A 16,311-nucleotide genomic window follows, 5' to 3' on the forward strand; every position below is an offset into this window, starting at 1 on the left:
AGTGGACCTCCTGGATGAAAGGTTCTCGTACAGTCGATTTCGTGCCAAGCCGTTCAGGTCAGGCTTCGATCTGTCCTTGGGTTTTCACCTCGGAGTTTGCGGTGCGGGACGGCGGTCCCGACGAGATTTCGATCCGCCGCGGTTTCGCCTTCTCTGCGATCGGCAAGGTCACGGTCAACACGCCGTTGTCGTATGAGGCGACGATCCGTTCGGAATCGATGTCCTCACTGATGGACAGCTGCCTTCTGTATGTTCCTGTGAAACGCTCACCGGCCAGCCACGTCACTCCCTCTTCGGAAATGGCGCTGCGGTGCGCGGTCAGGGTGAGGGTCGAGCCGTCTACCTGTACGTCCACTGATCCTGGGTCGACGCCGGGAAGATCGGCGTGAAGGACGTAGTGGTCATCGATCTTGTAGAGGTCCATCGGCATGAAGCGTGGACTTCGGCTGCTGCCGGTTCCGGTGGCAAGCAGGGACTTGGTGATCGCGTCGATGTCGGTGAAAGGATCGAAACGAAGCACAGCAACACACCTCCCGTATCGTCTAAGAAAGGTCACCGTCACCTCGACGGCGACCGAACTTACTGTGCGAGAACATGATAACCAGCCAAACTGGCACTCTGCAACCTCGAGTGCCAGATTTTTTCGGTGAACTTCGGTCCGATTTTCGGAAGTATCCGAAATGGCGCGATCAGTTCGCCAGGGATGTCAGAGGGTCCGGCGAAACACCTTGTCTTCGTCGACTGTGACGGCACCGGATGCGATGAGTCGTTCGAGGTGTAGCTGAGCTGTCCGTCGTTCGACGGCGTCGACGTACGGTGCCGATACGTGGGGGCGGTAGACGAGTCGATGAGCGACTATGTCTTCCAATAGTTTTGGTTCGCCGAGGAATTGGATGAGACGGTCTTCGCGGCTCAGTAATTTGTCGCGGTATGCGGACAACCGGCGACGGAACTCGTCGCTGCCCTCGACCACGCCCTTCTGATGGAATGTTCCGTACCAGCGTGCGTCGATCGTTGCGACGTGGTCGATGGAGTCGAGGAAGTCGTTGACGCTGCTACCCAGGTCGCCGTACATCGGGCCGAAGGAGGTGAGGTCGATGTCGGCGACGTAGAAGAAGCCGTCGGGTTCAACGAGGACCCCGCAGTGTCCGCGGGTGTGCCCTGGCAAATGAATGACTGTCGCAGTGCGGTCGCCGAGGTCGAAGACGTGGCCGCCCGCGATCCCCGACACGTTCTCGTGGGTCGGGGGTATGCCGTATTGCGTAGCGATCGACTGCTGGACCTCGACTCGTTCGTTCGGAGGAAGGCCGTAATTGGTGAGCATCGTGTCGAGGGATGCGACTGCGGGTGCATCGAGATGGTGCGCATAGGCCGGGGTGTCGAAATGGCGTAGTCCGGCGATGTGGTCCTCGTGCCCGTGGCTGACGAATACGAGGTCTGCGCCGACGGGGTCGCGGTCGAGGGAGAGCGAAGGGTCGATGACGAGCGTGCTTTCAGATCCGTGCACTACCACGGTGTTCCCGTAGGGGACGGCACCACCGTTCTCAGGAACCAGTACCGAGACCTTGCCGAATTCTGCAGGTGTGAACATCTTTCGCCTTCCTCGTGACGATCGTGTCGTGACGACACCGGCTTGCAGGCTCGAATCAGTGGAGATGTTGTCGAGACGTCTCGACAGTATCCGTTGCCCAAGCGGCGAGGTGCATCGGATAGTGGCAGTAGATCCAGTCAGTGTGCAGTGCCGGCTATTTCGTCGAGAGTCCGTTCGACGGCTCGGGCGATCTTGGTTGCAGGTGGGAGATGCTCGGCATCGGCCTGGATTCCGATCCAGAATGTGTCGTTGTAGGACGCTGCGGTGAAGCCGACGCGGACATTGCCCGCCAACGGGCCCAGAGGCCAGAGTTCGACTAGCGCTGCCCCGTCGAGCGTGAGCGGGCCGCGCGGTCCATGGACGTTGGACGCGACTGCACCGATCATGTGCTGCCGCTTTGCGAGCTTGTCGAAAACGCCGGCGATACGCGGTGACCGAAAGGTTGTTCCCGCAGCGCGTGCGGAAGGTTTGGCCGCAGCGGTTTGCTTCGCGACGATCGCGACTGTGCGTTGTGGGTCGGTTTCACGAAGTGGAAGGTCGATGATCATGAACCCGACGGCATTGCGTGCGCTACCGATCGCTGTGACTGCGACGGGTACCGATACCGCAATCGACTTGGGGATGGGCTCGCCGCATTCTTGGAGGATGAATCGCAGTCCGCCGCCCACCGCAACGAGATAGGCATCGTTCAAAGTGCCTCCCGCTTGCTGCGCGGCATGCTCGATCAGAGAGGTGCGGACGTTGACGGACGAGATCGATCTCGTGGGACCAATGGCGCCCAGCAACACCCGTGATCGGATTGGCCGGTGCAGGAAAGTACCGATTCGAAATCGGAGGAGGTCGAGGGAACCGGCGGCCTTCGGAGGGATGTTCGGCACGGGAGCGCCCGGGTCGGTACTTTTCGAATCAGGTGAGGCGAACAAGCGCTCGAAAAGGTCGCTGGCTCTGGCGCCGTCGAGAACCGCGTGATGCACTCGGATCACAATGCCGCACAGACCCGGTCGAGCTGCAGGAACGAAGGCGATGTGCCACAACGGTCGGGTGGTGTCGAGGGGTTGCATCACGAGTCGACCACAGACGGATTCGAAGTCGGGTTCTGTAGGCCCGCGTTCGTCAAGCGAGAGATGGAGGTCGAAGTCGATGTCGTTTTCCGTCCACCACCATGACCCGTTCCGCATGATCGGTCGCTGCCGCAGTAACGGCTCCTGCGCGATGTGAGCGGCGAGAGTGCGGTGAAGTCGCACTAGATCAGGTCGGCCGTCTCGATCGACGAAGCCACCAGGAGCGAGCAGTCCGGCAATAGTGACCAGGTAGGGCTGGACGTGCACACCGAGCTGGAAGCTCGCAGCGTCGACGGGTGATATCGGCACGTCGGGTGTGGTGTCGACCATCTGCTGAGCCTAATCGAGGCGACATGGTGGACGGCGCTGTTTTCGGCTAGCGGATCACCAAGTCGTGGTCGGTGGCGCTGAGCGTGATCGCGGCAATGGGGTTTCCGTGCATCCAGTCCTGCACGAACGCGTCCAGAGCGGGGTTCGATGCCCGATCCGCGTACGCGTCCGACGGGATCTCGATTGCCCCGACGACGTGGCGCGGATCGGCATCGAGGCCGGATGCGCGGGGAGTCATCCGTAGTCCGTCGGCGGTGTGCAGGACGACCGGAAGAACCGTGCCATCCGGTGCAGTCACGGTCGCGGTCCGCGTGGTGGCGACCGGGTCGAAATGGTCCACGTCCAGTCGGTATCCGGACGGTTGTGCGTGCTGGCCGATCGCGTCGAGCATGCGCGGATCCACCACAGAGTACGGAAACCCGATGTCGATCAGAGTCTGACCGTCGATGGCACCGTCGCGGGCGGGCAAGGTCGTGGACAAGTGCCAGGGGGCAGCGGGGGACAGGGTATCCGTCGACCGGTCTGTCGGCGCGTTTTCGATCAGTGTGCCGAGGAGGGACGCGCCGGTCGGTGTGAACTCCCAGTCGCCGCCGACGAGATCCTTGTGCCAGAAGCCGGATTCGGCGCCGCGGAGACCCTCGACACGCAACTCCCGCCGGTTCGGGCCGGGACCGAGTGAGTGCACACTGATCGCGGATGTGACTTCACCGGGAATTTTGGGCTGGTGCACCCAGTCTGGGGCCGGAAGTCGGATCGCGGCGGTGCTGCGGTCGAGTGTTTCGGCCACGAGGTTGGGTGCCGACGGCTTGTCCGACTGATCTTCCCAGCTGTAGCGGAAGAAGATCGAGTCCGATCCCGAAGAATCGAAATCAAATGTGCGGGTGTATATGTCGCCGTACTTGTTCATCACGAAAGTGGTTGATCCGGCCGCCGACAGCGAGTCCGCCTGGAATCGCCCGCCGAGCGGGCCGCCGATCTCGTAGCTGTCGTCGTTGGGCAGCCACGGGTCCGCGTAGGTTATCCGGCTGCCGTCCCCGGTCAACGTGGGGATCATCGTCATCTTGGCGAGTCCGACGAAGTGAATCCGTCCTGCGACGTCGGTGAAAGTTTGGTTGTCCCAAGGCGACGAGACGCTCAGTGCCCACCCGTTCGGGTGGTCTCCGGGGAGTTGTCGGCCGGGACCGCTCCACAGCGGTGCGCCCCATGCCGAGGTCCAATTCCACACCAGCGGATCCTGGGATGCGTTGTCCATCGTGTAGATCCAGCCGTTGTCGTCGACCGCGACGAGTTCGTCGTCGTCCAGTGATATCCCGACCAGTCGTCCACGCAGGCACTCGGGCATCGGCACGAAACGCCACGGTTGAGCCGTTGATGCGCCTGTCTCTCGCGGCCGAGCGAGTAAGTCGTGGTCGACTAGCGCGAAGTCCCAGAAACGATTGAATTGCGTAGTTGGCGTGCGGATCTGGACCGAGCTGGGGGCGGTTGAACCGGTGAATGTCGGTAGGTTTGCCAACCCGACTCGACCTCCACCGGAGGGCGCACCTGGTGGCAGTTGGGCGGTTCCGAATGATATGCAACTGGCCGGCCCAGGTTCGGTGGGCGCGGCAGCGGCGAGGGGGTGGACCACAGGAGGGCGGCGGAGAGTAGGACGCCGACGCTCAGCAGTCGCGGTCGGTGCGGGTGCGAAACTCCACTCGCGGTCTCGTTCACCGTCCGATTGTCGCATGATCGGCACGTTGAATCTGCGAATTGTGAGGTTTGTCCATCTGTGTCGGTTGCGGCGAGAGTGCCGATCGCTGCGTTGGTTGTTGTGAGTGGAACGAGAGTGCGTGTACTGCAAAGGTATTCGCCGTGTAGCTGAGTTTGCCATGACCTGCAGATACGGTGGGGTGATGAGAAGGCCGAAGTCGCTGGGTGAATGGTTGGTAGCTGACCCTCCGGAGTCGTCCAAGCCACCGGGGCCGATTCTTTTGGCATTCACCGTTGTTCCGCTCATTGCGTTGGTCTGCCGGCATTACGGTTGGTGGCCTTCGCCGTTCGGGGAGTACAGATGGTTGGATCCCTTCCTCGTCAGCGCCGCGGCTCTGCTCATCTTGATCGTGGTCGGTCTGGTGTGGGCGATCCGCACCCTCTATGCCCTTGGCCAGGACCGGCGGTGGTCGTGGTGGATTCTGTCCTCCCCGATCGCCGTCATCGCTGCAGTAGCTCTGGTGTTGTTGATGCCGCCGGCAACTTTCCTCGACAAGAGCGGAGAGTTCGAGACCATCGCGATTGGTCTTTTGGAGCAGCCTGAATCGACCGTGGAAGAGCTCGAGATCGGCCAGTTCGATATCAGTAGTGCCCATGTCGTGCGGCCGGATGAGGTCTACTTCATCGACAACGACAGCATGTTCATCACCTCGAGTGGGTGGGTGTACTCGCCCAGCGGCCCACCATCGGGGTTCGATGATTTCTCCGCAACTCACCTCGGCGGACCTTGGTACGAGTTCACGGCGGTATGGCGTGACTGATAAATCGAGTGGCCTGTAACGCAGGCCTGTAGCTACCATCGCGGTGTGGATACGTACACGGTGACGCCCCATGGGCGTGAGGGGGTTGTCGGCGTCGTCTTCGCCGGCGACAGATAGCGCATTTCGGACCCGACAGCACTTGGTGCTGATCGGGCCATGAGCTGTACCCACCTTCACCGAGCCACGATTGGTATACACCCATGATCATTTTGACCGATACATCTATTCGTTCCAGCCTCGTCAACGCGAGTCGTAAGGAGAAGTCCGATCTCACCCTGCCGGGCGGCTTCGGCACCATCGACTTCGACGCTCTCGACTACCTGGGCTGGCGAGATCCGAAAATGGGCCGACGCGCCTACGCGATCGTCCCGACACTCGACGGGGAGACCATCGGAGTCTTGCTCGTTCAAGCCGAGGCCACTCCGCGATCGCGCGCCCAGTGCTCCTGGTGCCGCGACACGCGACTCCCCAACGAGGTCGTCTTCTACGGCGCCAAGTTGGCCGGGCCCGCCGGTCGACGTGGCAGCACGGTCGGAACACTGATCTGCCGAGACTTCCAGTGCTCGTCCAATGTTCGTAACGACCCCCCGCTCCCGTATGCCGGCTACGATGCCGCCGCTGCGCGCCAGAACCGGAAAGATGAACTGGTGCTGCGGGCTTCGAGTTTTGTCGAGCGGGTGGCTCGGCAGTAGAGCGGACCAAATCGGGGACGAGATAGCACCCTGTTGCGACGTTCGTCCCCCTTTCCTGACTCAGGGAGGGGGACGAGCTGTCTAGACGGGCTTGATCCGACGAGCACTTCGAGACGACGCGACATGTGTCGTCGCACATGATTGCGCGGTCACGGCGTTGCTCGACGCAACGTCGCCCAGGCTCCGGCGATGCACGCGATGGCAAGGGCCAGAGGGAGTAGTGCCATCGGTACAACTCGGGGAGTATCGACAAACCACGAACCGATCGCCGGCCACCACCCAGCCCAGGTGATCGCGATCGCTGACAAGCCGAGGAAGCCGAAAAGCCCGGTGAGGGAGGCGAGTAGACCGGTGATCCTCCACCGCTGGTAGATAGCACCTGCCAGCATTGCGATCGAACTGGTCAGCAGCAGCGTCGCGAACAGTGCGAGCAACTGTACGGCGGTGTTGTCGGTGAAGTAGCGTGCGATGCCGAACATGCGCATGTGCACACCCCAGCCGTTGGTGGCGGACTCCACCACTGACAGCAGTTGCAGCGCGATTGCGAAGATTGCGGACTGTGCCAACGCCATTATCGCGGTGGCAGTGAAGAACTCGCGGCGAGTCACGCTCAGCCCGAGCGCGAACGGGAACGTCTGGGTCATCGACTGGAGGTAGAACGCCAGCACGAAACCGTAAACGGAGAACACACTGCCGGTGAATCCCTCACCTTGCTCGTTTCCGACGATCGCGTAGATAGTGAAGCTGATGAGGAAAGAGATCAAAAGGATGCCCACCGGCCAGGCGATCAGCAACGGCCACGCGACCGTATGCAGTTGTAGGACGGCACCGATCCTGGACCGAGCGGGCGTCTTCGGGACCGTCCGTGGCTCTGTCGTTGCGATACTCATACGGTGATCTCCTTGCGCTGCGTCGAAGTCGCGATGACAAGTTCCTGCAAAGATGCCGGTTCCACTTGGACTCCAGCCTCCCGCAGTCGGTTTCGCTCGGTCTCTGTCACATCGGCCTGCAACATGATTCGGCTGTGGGCGCCCAGTGTCTCCCGGCGCAGGACCCTGCCGGACGCAGCAACGGCATCCACCGCATCAATGGGACCGGATACCAGCACGGCGCGACCTCGCAGTGCGTCCTCGTCGACGACAATCCGGCCGCTGTCTACGACAATCACGTGCTCGAGCAGATTGGCTACCTCGTCGATCAGGTGAGTCGAAAGCACTACAGTGCGAGGATGTTCGGCGTAGTCGGCAAGCAGTCGATCGTAGAACAGTTGGCGTGCAACGGCATCGAGGCCGAGATACGGCTCGTCGAATAGCGTGAGCGGTGCACGGGAGGCAAGTCCGATGATCACTCCCAACGCTGACCGCATGCCGCGCGAGAGCTTCTTCACCTTGCGGCACAGGGGAAGTTGGAAGTCGTCGAGCAGTGTCTCGGCGAACGCGTGGTCCCAATTCGGGAGTAGATGGCCGGCGGCGACGAGTACGTGCTTGACCTTGAGGTCTTCGGGGTACGTCTGGCTTTCCTTGACGAAGCACACGTTCGCCAGTACGTCGGCACTTTCGAACGGGGCAGCCCCGAAAACTTCGACGTCGCCGCTGGTGTGCAGGTCCTGCCCGGTCAGTATCTGCATGATCGTCGTCTTGCCTGCGCCGTTGCGACCGAGCAGGCCGTAGATCTTGTTGCGGCTGATCTCGAACGAGACGTCCGCGAGCGCGTCGACGTCCCCGTACTTTCTGTCCACGGAGCGCATCGAGGCGACGAGTTCAGTTTCGTCGAAACGCCTGACGTGGGGCTCGGTCGTTGTCGTGCTTGCGTTCATCAGTCCGCCTTCCTGTCGTCCAGCATGGATTTGAGTTCTTCGAGGGAAATCTGGAGGCGGTCGGCCTCCGCGACCAGCGGCTCGATGTACTGGCGTGCGAACGCTTCTCGGCGTCTGAACCTGAGTGCATCACGGGCGCCGACAGTGACAAACATTCCGATTCCGCGTTTCTTGTAGAGAATCCCCTCGCCCACGAGTTGATTGAGGCCCTTGGCTGCAGTGGCCGGATTGATCCGGTGGAACGCCGCCAGTTCGTTGGTCGACGGCACCTGCCCGTCTTCCGGCAGGGAGCCGTCGATGATCGAACTCTCGATCTGTTCGGCGATCTGTTGGAACAGTGGTCGTCCGTCGTCGATCACGATGATCGATGCCCGATGTTCACTGGTTCATTACTCATGTAATGAACCATAGAACGTCGTGGGGCATGTTGGCAATGAGATCGCGGAATCTGGCACCGATGACTTGGGTCTCCGAGCGCTGCCTATCGGGACATTCATCGCAGAGGCTGATGGAACAGCTTGGATGCAGACCGGCTACGACTTCCAGATCCCGGGGCGTTGCGCACAGGCATTGAGCTTCTTCGGAACCATGGAACCGCCGATCTAGGTGGTCGACCACGGGACGGGGCACCTTCGGGTGGCCGGTAGATATCGCCTCAATGAATTCGGCCACCTCGTCGAAGGCGGCAACTATGTCGCGGGGGTCATTCTGCATGGACGTTGTCGATGGAGAGTTCGCTATGTGTTGACGCAAACACCCGTCAGCATCGGCAGTTCGCCACCCACCCGTGAAGCAGGCGAAACCACCAGCCTCGGCTTCCGGTCGTAACCCGCAGTCGTAGAACAGAAGCCGGACCGCACGCCGCGGTCGGGCTGTTTTTCGTCAACCCAAAGACGGAGTCGTATCCACCGCAAGTAGGGACTTAGCGCCCTGTTTTGGTGTTTCTGTACTGATTCGCAATCCCGATACGTACGCTTCCGGCCAGGGAATCGGACACTCGACCAGCAGGGGTATCTATGCCGAATGTGACAGTGAAATTCGGGGGTTCAGACCCGGAAACAGCAGACCTCGCACGCCGGGCACTGCAACCAGTACTAGACAGCATTTACCGCACGTACCGCAGGAAACCGCTCCCATTCGTCGAAGCCGCACTTAGACGCGCAGGTCGAGGAAGCTTCTCACAAGCAGGAATTGAGCGATTCGCCGACTACATTTCAAGAGGAGACCGACCGATTCTCACCACATAGCGGCCGCTCGTGATCGGGCCGAAGACCGAAGCGCTTCCACCGGCTACCTGTTCGACGACCTAAATTGGTCAGTGCCAACTAGGTGCAGGTCCATCGTGGTCAACATCAACATCAAGAGACAGCGCCCGCCCGCGTCCGAGATCGGTAGCTTGCCTCACCGTGGCAAGGGCACTCGAGCCAGCAGACGTATTCGATCAAACGGAGCTGAGAAGGCTGATTCAGCAGATGCACATTAATCGACCTCTGTGTGAATTCTGCTCACGGTGCGCACTCGCGTGATCAAACCAGTCGGCGCTGTGACATTCGGTTGCTGATCCTATTCGGGGCGACCTCGACCGACTATTTGTGACCACCGCACGATCCACGCATCTTCTGATATGCAGGTTTCAGGCAGAGCTGAAAATGTCATCCACATGCGGTCGGCCGATCTTCTCTACAAGTCGGGAGCGGTTAGTGGCCCTGCGCCTTCTAGTGAGAAGGGGATCGTGGAACCGTTCGCCATCGCCACGATCACGTTGACGATAGCAAAGAGGACGTTATCCATTTGAATTCACCTCCTCGCTCCGTCTAGGGCCCGGCAAGATTCGCTACTGCATACAGGGCAGATGTCCTGCTATCGAAATTGGGACCTGCAATGTAAGCGGGCGAGCCTGGACCGAATGAGGTGACTGTCCTGATATATCCGAGGCGATTCGAGGAGTTGTAGTCCACCAACCAAGGTCCACCAGAAGCACCTGCGCCAAAGTTGCCCGGTTTGGGAGTTGCGTGAGAAGCCGTAGCTCCGAACGTCATAACCAGGGAAGGCGCTGCGATGCTTGCGGGGAATAAGGTTTCGACTCTGGACACTTACGGCCTTCTATCGAATTGGGGCCAATCTGCCGGTTTCTAAAGATCGTCGGGAAGGTAGCACGACGCTAATGTGACAGTCCTCGAAACTGGGGTATTTCTTCGAGCTTTATCCGGCTCTCCGGATCCGTGCAGAGCGATGGTCGTGCATTGGGACTTACGGTTAGGGCTGTCCGATACTTAGGAAGAATACGTACTTGATGCTTTTCGAAGGTGATTTTTGACGGACTTGGGTATTTTCACAGTTGTGATTGTGAGAAGATCTGCATTCTTGCGTGAGTTGTGGTCCCCGGTGTCCGGGTGCGCTACGGCAGATCGGTTTCAAAAACTTCAACTGATAAGCGGGCGGAGTCCGAGCGGAGACAGTTTCCAACCCCATCGGTTGGTAGTCGCGCTCGAATCACTGATGGACGGCAAACGAACCGAGGTACCGGCAACCATCGGCTTCGAGGTCGACTGCACTCTCCTGACAGTGCGCGCAATGGACACCGATTCAGGCCGGGGGACGACCAGTCGGACTGCATCGATGAACTGCAGAATTCCGAGACGCGGTCCTCTAGCACCCCCATTTTCGTTGGATTCACATTGACTGATCACTGAATGGAGGGGGTTGTGTACCTGCCGTGTACCTGTCACAGGATTGGGTCCCAAACAAGCGAAGTTCGACTGCCCCAAAAGGGCTCTGAACTGCGGAGAATCTGTGGAGCCGATGACGGGAATCGAACCCGCGTATTCAGCTTGGGAAGCTGATGTTCTACCATTGAACTACATCGGCGTCGCAGCCGACCGGACGTGTTTTCACCGCCGATCAACGTGCTTTCCGAACATTATCAGACGAGCTTTCAAGCAGCGGTGTCCCCGGCCGTCATTGATCAACACAGGCGTGTGGAAGTCGGAGCCATCGGTAAATGATTTGCCCACAAGTTCTGCGCGGGAAAGCCTTTCGGCATGGAGAACTTGAGACAGGTGGGGCTGGGCTCTGCCGTGGGAGTCCAGAACCCGCGCATCGTGTTCGGTAACCACAGTGTGATCGCCCCGGCGATGGGTCGGCACTGCCCGCAGAACCGGTAACCTCTACCTGTGCTGCTCTCCGATCGTGACATCCGTGCCGAAATCTCCGTTGGACGTCTGGGTATCGACCCTTTCGACGACTCCATGGTGCAACCGTCGAGCGTCGACGTCCGACTGGACGGTCTGTTTCGGGTGTTCAACAATACGCGGTACACGCACATCGACCCGGCACTGCGCCAGGACGAGCTGACCAGCCTGGTCGAACCGGCAGAGGGCGAGCCGTTTGTACTGCATCCCGGCGAGTTCGTTCTCGGTTCGACTCTCGAAGTGTGCTCACTGCCGAACGACCTCGCCGGCCGTCTCGAAGGTAAGTCGAGCCTCGGGCGCCTGGGCCTTTTGACGCACTCCACCGCCGGCTTCATCGACCCGGGTTTCAGCGGCCACATCACACTGGAGCTGTCCAATGTCGCAAACCTGCCGATCACGCTCTGGCCGGGCATGAAGATCGGACAGCTCTGCCTGCTCAAGCTCTCGAGCGCTGCAGAGTTCCCCTACGGAAGCTCCGAGGCCGGATCCAAATACCAGGGCCAGCGCGGCCCGACACCGTCGAAGGCGTACCTGAACTTCAACCGCGGCTGAACGAACGAACTTCGGGGGGAGTCGCATGATCGGAATTTTCTACGGTCTGGTTTTCATGAACTTGTTGTTCGTGACCAGCACCGTGTGTTTGATGAAGCCGTCCAAAGCCAGTGTTGTTGTGACCGTCTGTGCAGGGGTGGCGTGGCTGTTCTTCAATGGACCGCTGGAAGGTCAGGTCTTGTGGTCGTTGAACAGAGAACACGGTCTGACGGTCTCGGATCTGATGTCGCTTGTTGCCTTCGGCATCGCCGCTCGTGGTTGGAATCAGGTTCGCAAAGCCCGTGAAACCGTCGACGCAGATCGTTTCTGACCTGCGCGCTCACCTGGATTGACCGCCACGATTCGGACAGATGTTTCGACCTGGAGCACAACAGTCGTCGAATCGGGCACAATTACTGGTTATGTGGTGGATTGTCGGAGGCGTACTACTCGTATGGGTCGTGTGTTCCATTCCGATTGCCATCCTGGTGGGGCGGGGTATCGCGCGTCGGGACCGCGCGGAATTCGACGGGCGAAATCAACAGTGGGCCGACGAGGTTGTCAGGTCGATCGAGAAGCAATCGGAGCAGGACAATGCCGATCGGCGTAAGCCACCACTGATAAGCTGACCAGCTGGACTTTTCCGGAGGTGAGTGGGCATGGAACTTCCATCCGATACTCCCGACGAGGTCGTGGCCGCGGCCGCCGGCGGACCAAGGGTTCCGCAGTTCGATCCCACAGTGGGGATTCCGGTAGTTCCGCCAGGGGGAGATGCTCCCCACCGGTTGGTGGTCATCGGCGATTCGCTGTCGCAGGGATTCCAGAGCGGGGCGATCTTCAATACCGATCTGTCGTATCCGGCGATCATTGCTTACCAGCTGGGCCGGCTCGACCAGTTCCGCTTTCCCCGTTACGGCGGCCCGGGCGGGCTTCCGCTCAACATCGAACTGTTGCTCCGCACCCTCGAGGAGCGCTTCGGCCCACGGCTCGACCTCTGGGAGGTTCCGCTCGCACTCTTTGCTGCACGTGCGTTCATGGATCAGGTAGAGGATTACTGGGAACGCGGACCGGGCAGCGAAGCGCCGACGTTCTCGGCAATCAACCACAACCTCTCGGTGTACGGGTGGGATCTTCGTGACGCTCTGACCAAGACGGCGCAGGGCTGTGAGGCAGCCCTGCACGAACCGCACGACGATTTGATCAGCCAGATCGTCGAGAACAACGGTGAGCGCGCCGCACTGCGAGTTCTGCCGCGAGGCTCCGACGCCGAGAAGCGCATGACCGCGTTCGACGCAGCAGCGGAGTTGGGCAAGGAAGGCATCGAAACTCTGATCGTCTTCCTCGGAGCCAACAACGCGCTCCGCACCGTCACCGAACTCCGAGTCGAGTGGAGCGGCAACAACTTCCGCGATCCGGACAGCAAGCGTGACTACACGGTGTGGCAGCCCGAGCACTTCGCGTCGGAGTATGCCGAGGTGCTCGCTGCGATCCGGAAGATCAACGCGCAGCACGTCATCCTCTGCACCGTCCCACACGTGACCATCGCACCGATCGCCCACGGGCTCGGCGGCAAGATCGAAATCGGATCCCGCTATTTCCCGTATTACGCGCGACCATGGTTGCGCGACACAGACTTCGACCCACAGCGCGATCAACACATCACCGGTGCGCAGGCGTGGGCCGTCGATACCGCAATCGACATGTACAACGACGGAATCGAGCAAGCCGTCGCGAATGCCCGTCGGGTGGGGAAGGACTGGTACCTCTGCGATATTGCCGGGTTGCTCGAGCGCGTGGCCTCACGGCGCTACGTCACCGACGTCAATGCGCGGCCGTCATGGTGGACGCCGTACCCCCTTCCCAAGGCGCTGACCGACTTGCAACCCGTGCCGGACTCGCTGTTCCTCTCCGCCGACGGTCGCGGCGGCCGCGCTTCGGGCGGCCTCTTCTCGCTCGACGGCGTTCATCCCACGACAGTCGCGTACGGGGTGATGGCGCAAGAACTGGCGAACATCATGGTCACGGCAGGGGTCCAGTTCGACCGCGCTCAGATCGATTTCGACCGACTCGTCCGACGCGACACCTTGGTGCGCACTCCGCCGCAGAATCTCGATTCCACGCTCGGCGTCATCGGCTGGGCCGACGAGCATCTCGGCTTTGCCAAACGTGTGTTCGGCCTCTGACTTTCAGCTTGCCTTCGACATCGTCGGTGCAACGATGCGTTCCGCGTACTCCCGCAGCAGTGCCACCAGGTCTGCGTCGTCGACGGAAAGTCTGCCGGTCGGACCTATCGCAGCCAAGGCACCGACGACACACCTTTCCGCGTCGTGGATCGGGACGGCGACGGCGGAGCGTCCGACACGAATCTCGTCGACCTCACGGGCGGCCTCACCGCGCCGGATCCGCGAGAGCTCGAGTTCCAACGCGTCGCCGTCAGTGATGGTGTGTGCGGTGACCTTTCGCAATGGGGCCTCGGCCAATTCGGGTCGGTTGGCGAGGAGCAGCTTCCCGATAGCCGACGCGTGAACGGCTGTGACCAGTGTCCGTTCACCACTGAGTTCGTGGTCGGGATCGCGATCGACGAGCCGAATTCTGTTTTCTGCAAACGACGCGAGGTAGACGCCGAACCGTAGCTGTTCGCGGAGTTCTTCGAGGAGCACCGAATTGTCGATGGGTGTGGGTTCGGCGGCAGCCCCGGCTAATTCACGGGTGCGTCGGCCTAGTGCGAAGCCGGAGAGGTCGGCGATCCGAACCAGGTAACCGTCGGCGACAAGGATGTTGAGTAACCGATACGCAGTGGCAGGTGGGATGTCGGCCAGGGCGGCAATGTCCTTGGCGGTGGCTCCCGATCCGAGCCTGGCCGCCGACTCGAGGAGGGCAAGGGCGCGCTGAACTGCTCGGGGTTCGTGCCCACCGAGGTCGCGTGGTCGGCCCACCATCAGCGGGCGCCGGCAGTCGGCTCGCCCACCAGCACGATGTTTCCGGCTGCGTCGGTGGCGAACACCCCAGCTCCTGGTAGTACGTCCTCGGTTTCGGGACTGTCGAAAGCTCCGACGTGCAGCAGACTTTTGGGGCTTCGGCGTCGCAGGTAGAACTGCCAGAGTGTGCCCGAAGTCAGGATCACGAGCACGGCGATCGGTGCAACGTACGCGTGGTCGATCGTGTTGGCATAAACCAGGTAACCGAGGACTATCGCTCCGGCACCACTGCCACACGACGCGGCCGCGAGAACGCCGGGAGTGTGCTCGCCGATCCGTGTCAGGAAGACAACGGATGCGATAGCCGTCAGTGCATAGGCCACGATGACGGCGCCGCGAACAGTCAGTCGAACGTCGTCGAAGATTTCTCCGCGCCCGAGAACGGCAAAGGTTCCGCCGCCCAGCAGGACGGTGCAGACCACGGTAGTCAATGCGAAGTAGGGCGTACGGAAGGCACTGTGAACCGAGGCGAACCGGCGGGGGAGTAGGCGCTCGACACCGAACGAATAGACCAGGCGTGACGCAGCATTGGACGACGCCATCGAGGACGCCAGCCACGAGCACCCCAGACCGACGTTGAGCGCGATCACGACACCGGGGCTCACGCCCGTCGCCGTTCCGTGGAGATAGGCGTTGACGAGGGTGTCACTGCGCCCGGACCAAGCGGCCCAGCCCGCGAAGATGAAGAGCGATCCACAGATGATCGGAGTGAGAAGGACTGTGCGGGTGACGGTTACCAGCGGGCGACGGGCCTCGGGGCCGAAGAAGGCCGCGCTCTCGAATCCGGCGAGAGCGAACACGGCAGCCAGGGCGGTGAGTAACAACCCGTGGCCGGAGGTGGGTGGAACGATCTGTGCTTGTTGACTTCCGGAACCGCCCAGGATCATGAGCCCGACGATGAACAGAAGTGAACAGCTTTCGACGACGAGGATCGCGAGCGCGGCAAATCTGACACCTCGCACGAGAGCGCCGAGAATCAGCAAGGCTATCCCCAGATAGAGCGCGATGACGTGAAAAGTCTTGTCCACGTGCACACCCGCGAAGCCGAGCAATGCGATTGCGGCCTGTCCGCCGTGATAGAGCGTCATCACCGCGCTGCCGACGTACTTGACCAGCATGGCGATGCCGGTGGTCAATGCTGCCCAAGTGCCCAGGCCACGAAAGACGAAGCTGTGCAGCCCACCCGATGCTGCCATTCGGCGCGTGAACTGCGAAACGCAGAAGGCTATGAGCGTCACCAGCACGGTGGCCGCGATGATGGTGATCATCCCGCTCAACAACCGGCCGTGTGTCAGCATGGTGACGGGCAGAACGACCATCGACACAGCAGGGGCAGTGGTTGCCACCGACTGGGCCAGCACTTCGGCGCCCGAGAGTTGCCGACGGCCCAACGCCCGCAGCGGTGATCGCGCCGGGGGCTGCTTCTCGCGCGTGGTGAAGGACCGCGCGATGGCTTCGGTGAGAGCGGACATGTCGCGTCACGCTAGTCCGGTTCTGTAACGCCGATATTGCGGGCATGCTTCCGCTGATCGCACTCGGGTGAGAGAGCAAGATGCGAACGCTCGCACGTTTCTCACTCGGTCCCCACCGACTGTTTCCTGCGCGTCAAGT

The 16,311-nt window shown here is 61.1% G+C and carries 15 protein-coding genes and 1 tRNA gene; 6 read left to right on the forward strand and 10 right to left on the reverse strand.

The window, feature by feature from the left end:
• Positions 1-58: 58 nt before the first annotated feature.
• The 4 genes from GN300_RS17115 to GN300_RS17130 all read right to left on the reverse strand — a co-directional run bounded on the left by GN300_RS17115 (position 59) and on the right by GN300_RS17130 (position 4,324).
• On the reverse strand, positions 59-520 hold the full coding sequence (locus GN300_RS17115; RefSeq protein ID WP_007726499.1) for an Hsp20/alpha crystallin family protein: 462 nt from the start codon (positions 518-520) through the stop codon (positions 59-61).
• 186 nt (positions 521-706) lie between these two features.
• On the reverse strand, positions 707-1,591 hold the full coding sequence (locus GN300_RS17120; RefSeq protein WP_042452347.1) for an MBL fold metallo-hydrolase: 885 nt from the start codon (positions 1,589-1,591) through the stop codon (positions 707-709).
• Positions 1,592-1,728: 137 nt separating this feature from the next.
• Positions 1,729-2,982 carry a wax ester/triacylglycerol synthase domain-containing protein gene (locus GN300_RS17125; protein WP_063314899.1) on the reverse strand — a complete coding sequence of 418 codons (1,254 nt, stop codon included), beginning with the start codon at positions 2,980-2,982 and terminating at the stop codon, positions 1,729-1,731.
• 46 nt (positions 2,983-3,028) lie between these two features.
• On the reverse strand, positions 3,029-4,324 hold the full coding sequence (locus GN300_RS17130; RefSeq protein WP_197487701.1) for a hypothetical protein: 1,296 nt from the start codon (positions 4,322-4,324) through the stop codon (positions 3,029-3,031).
• A 550-nt stretch (positions 4,325-4,874) separates the two neighbouring features.
• Here GN300_RS17130 and GN300_RS17135 point away from each other — a divergent pair.
• On the forward strand, positions 4,875-5,492 hold the full coding sequence (locus GN300_RS17135) for a hypothetical protein (RefSeq protein ID WP_007726510.1): 618 nt from the start codon (positions 4,875-4,877) through the stop codon (positions 5,490-5,492).
• A 200-nt stretch (positions 5,493-5,692) separates the two neighbouring features.
• Positions 5,693-6,184 (forward strand): FBP domain-containing protein, encoded by a 492-nt coding sequence (locus tag GN300_RS17140; RefSeq protein ID WP_063314897.1) that lies wholly within the window; start codon positions 5,693-5,695, stop codon positions 6,182-6,184.
• A gap of 149 nt (positions 6,185-6,333) precedes the next feature.
• Here GN300_RS17140 and GN300_RS17145 read toward each other — a convergent pair whose 3' ends face one another.
• The 4 genes from GN300_RS17145 to GN300_RS17160 all read right to left on the reverse strand — a co-directional run bounded on the left by GN300_RS17145 (position 6,334) and on the right by GN300_RS17160 (position 10,868).
• Positions 6,334-7,074, reverse strand: coding sequence for a hypothetical protein (locus GN300_RS17145; RefSeq protein ID WP_063314896.1), 741 nt, complete (start codon positions 7,072-7,074; stop codon positions 6,334-6,336).
• A complete protein-coding gene (locus tag GN300_RS17150; RefSeq protein WP_063314895.1) occupies positions 7,071-8,000 on the reverse strand; it encodes an ATP-binding cassette domain-containing protein in 930 nt (309 codons plus the stop codon). The genes GN300_RS17145 and GN300_RS17150 overlap by 4 nt, the downstream gene beginning before the upstream one ends.
• Entirely contained in the window at positions 8,000-8,359 is a 360-nt protein-coding gene (locus GN300_RS17155) for a GntR family transcriptional regulator (RefSeq protein WP_058038928.1), read from the reverse strand. The genes GN300_RS17150 and GN300_RS17155 overlap by 1 nt, the downstream gene beginning before the upstream one ends.
• Before the next feature lie 2,435 nt (positions 8,360-10,794).
• Positions 10,795-10,868, reverse strand: a tRNA-Gly gene (locus tag GN300_RS17160).
• Between the two features lie 173 nt (positions 10,869-11,041).
• On the opposite strand from GN300_RS17160, the gene GN300_RS29745 reads away from it, so the two are divergent.
• From GN300_RS29745 to GN300_RS17175, 4 genes are all read left to right on the forward strand, one after another.
• The gene (locus GN300_RS29745; protein ID WP_256261805.1) at positions 11,042-11,164 is read left to right on the forward strand and encodes a hypothetical protein; all 123 of its coding nucleotides are present in this window, start codon (positions 11,042-11,044) and stop codon (positions 11,162-11,164) included.
• A gap of 9 nt (positions 11,165-11,173) precedes the next feature.
• Positions 11,174-11,743, forward strand: coding sequence for a dCTP deaminase (gene dcd / locus GN300_RS17165; protein ID WP_003943702.1), 570 nt, complete (start codon positions 11,174-11,176; stop codon positions 11,741-11,743).
• Positions 11,744-11,768: 25 nt separating this feature from the next.
• Positions 11,769-12,053: a hypothetical protein gene (locus GN300_RS17170; protein WP_042452329.1), complete on the forward strand. Its 285-nt coding sequence runs from the start codon at positions 11,769-11,771 to the stop codon at positions 12,051-12,053.
• Positions 12,054-12,381: 328 nt separating this feature from the next.
• Complete coding sequence (locus GN300_RS17175; RefSeq protein WP_063314894.1) at positions 12,382-13,905, forward strand: hypothetical protein; 1,524 nt, start codon at positions 12,382-12,384, stop codon at positions 13,903-13,905.
• 3 nt (positions 13,906-13,908) lie between these two features.
• Here the strand turns inward: GN300_RS17175 and GN300_RS17180 are convergent, their stop codons facing one another.
• Complete coding sequence (locus GN300_RS17180) at positions 13,909-14,661, reverse strand: IclR family transcriptional regulator (protein ID WP_007726535.1); 753 nt, start codon at positions 14,659-14,661, stop codon at positions 13,909-13,911.
• Positions 14,661-16,172, reverse strand: coding sequence for an APC family permease (locus GN300_RS17185; RefSeq protein ID WP_063314893.1), 1,512 nt, complete (start codon positions 16,170-16,172; stop codon positions 14,661-14,663). The genes GN300_RS17180 and GN300_RS17185 overlap by 1 nt, the downstream gene beginning before the upstream one ends.
• Between the last annotated feature and the right edge of the window lie 139 nt (positions 16,173-16,311).

It is taken from the genome of Rhodococcus sp. Ni2 (genome assembly GCF_021352185.1).
GTDB classification, from domain to species: Bacteria; Actinomycetota; Actinomycetes; order Mycobacteriales; family Mycobacteriaceae; genus Rhodococcus_F; species Rhodococcus_F qingshengii.

What these genes read in the sequence shown, in the direction of transcription:
- GN300_RS17120 (WP_042452347.1), bottom strand. Translation starts at nt 1,591, where the DNA reads ATGTTCACACCTGCAGAATTCGGCAAGGTCTCGGTACTGGTTCCTGAG.
- GN300_RS17125 (WP_063314899.1), bottom strand. Translation starts at nt 2,982, where the DNA reads ATGGTCGACACCACACCCGACGTGCCGATATCACCCGTCGACGCTGCG.
- GN300_RS17130 (WP_197487701.1), bottom strand. Translation starts at nt 4,324, where the DNA reads ATGCCCGAGTGCCTGCGTGGACGACTGGTCGGGATATCACTGGACGAC.
- GN300_RS17135 (WP_007726510.1), top strand. Translation starts at nt 4,875, where the DNA reads ATGAGAAGGCCGAAGTCGCTGGGTGAATGGTTGGTAGCTGACCCTCCG.
- GN300_RS17140 (WP_063314897.1), top strand. Translation starts at nt 5,693, where the DNA reads ATGATCATTTTGACCGATACATCTATTCGTTCCAGCCTCGTCAACGCG.
- GN300_RS17145 (WP_063314896.1), bottom strand. Translation starts at nt 7,074, where the DNA reads ATGAGTATCGCAACGACAGAGCCACGGACGGTCCCGAAGACGCCCGCT.
- GN300_RS17150 (WP_063314895.1), bottom strand. Translation starts at nt 8,000, where the DNA reads ATGAACGCAAGCACGACAACGACCGAGCCCCACGTCAGGCGTTTCGAC.
- GN300_RS29745 (WP_256261805.1), top strand. Translation starts at nt 11,042, where the DNA reads ATGGAGAACTTGAGACAGGTGGGGCTGGGCTCTGCCGTGGGAGTCCAG.
- GN300_RS17170 (WP_042452329.1), top strand. Translation starts at nt 11,769, where the DNA reads ATGATCGGAATTTTCTACGGTCTGGTTTTCATGAACTTGTTGTTCGTG.
- GN300_RS17175 (WP_063314894.1), top strand. Translation starts at nt 12,382, where the DNA reads ATGGAACTTCCATCCGATACTCCCGACGAGGTCGTGGCCGCGGCCGCC.
- GN300_RS17180 (WP_007726535.1), bottom strand. Translation starts at nt 14,661, where the DNA reads ATGGTGGGCCGACCACGCGACCTCGGTGGGCACGAACCCCGAGCAGTT.
- GN300_RS17185 (WP_063314893.1), bottom strand. Translation starts at nt 16,172, where the DNA reads ATGTCCGCTCTCACCGAAGCCATCGCGCGGTCCTTCACCACGCGCGAG.